The organism is Achromobacter sp. D10 (genome assembly GCF_035282245.1).
Taxonomy (GTDB): domain Bacteria; phylum Pseudomonadota; class Gammaproteobacteria; order Burkholderiales; family Burkholderiaceae_B; genus Achromobacter; species Achromobacter insolitus.
In genome coordinates this window covers 1-1,141 of record NZ_JAYJLE010000027.1, presented here as the reverse complement: position 1 = coordinate 1,141, position 1,141 = coordinate 1, and the positions used below count along the sequence as shown (strand labels likewise).

Sequence of the window (1,141 nt, the reverse complement as noted above, 5' to 3'; positions counted from 1 at the left end):
GGCGGGCCGCGTGGATGTGGCGGCGGGGACGACTCTGGGCCTGGCGGGCGGCGTGTCCGGCAGCGGCGACCTCGTCAAGGTCGGCACGGGCACGCTGCGCCTGAGCAATGCAGGCAATGCCTATGGCAATACCTGGATCCAGTCGGGCACGTTGATCGGCAACGCGGGGTCCGTCCGCGGCAACGTCGATAACGGCGGCATGCTGGTGTTCGAGCAGGCGACTGACGGGACGTTCGCCGGCGCGATCTCCGGGAGCGGGGCGTTGGTAAAGACAGGCACAGGCGTGTTGGACCTGACCGGCAACCACGCGGGCTACACCGGCAAGACCACGGTGTCGGAAGGCAAGCTGGTGGTGCAGGGCGTGTTGAGCGGCCTGGCCGACGTGGCTGGGGGCGTGTTGCAGTTCGGCAATGGGGTGGCGGGCGCGGCCAGCAGCCTGGGCGGCAATCTGCGAGTGGCGGGCGGCAGCACGCTGTCGGTACAAGGCCCTGCGACCTTGGCGGTGGCGGGCGACATTGGCCTGGCCGATCACACGGTGCTGGATATCGCCGCGGGCGCGGGCGGGCCGTCCATCACGGCCGACAGCATCACGCTGGGCGATGGCGTGGCGTTCAGGCTTAGCGGAATCTCCAGCGCGGGCCAACTGGACAAGGTATTGATCGATACTCGTTCGGGTATCGGCGGCGAGTTTGGCTCGGTGAGCGTGGGCGGCTTTACGGGCGCGGTGGACTATCTGAATGTCAATACGCGCAAGTCGGCGGACAACCGGCAGTACCTCGCGACCTATGGCCTGACCTGGACGGCCGGCAACAATCTTAGCCATGGCACCTTCACGCTGGCCAACGCCACGGACCGTTTCGTGGTGAGCGCGCCGCTGGTCGACCAGATGGCCAACGCCGCGACGGGTTGGGACGGCCGGACGCTGGCCAAGGCTGGCGCCGGCACGCTGGTGCTGGCTGGCAACAATAGCTACACCGGGGGCACGCGGCTCGCGGGCGGCACGCTGCAAGTCGATCGGGACGCGAACCTGGGCGCGGCCACGGGTGGCCTGACGTTCAGCGGCGGCACGCTGGCGACTACCGGCTCCTTCGACACCTTGCGCGCCATCACGCTCGTGCAGGCAGGCCGTTTCGACGTGGCT

Annotated in this window: 1 protein-coding gene; it reads left to right on the top strand. The window is 68.7% G+C overall.

Translation table 11 applies throughout. The features are described from left to right. The coding region (locus VCS63_RS29680) for an autotransporter-associated beta strand repeat-containing protein (protein ID WP_323881920.1) at window positions 1-1,141 on the top strand (1,141 nt) is incomplete at both ends.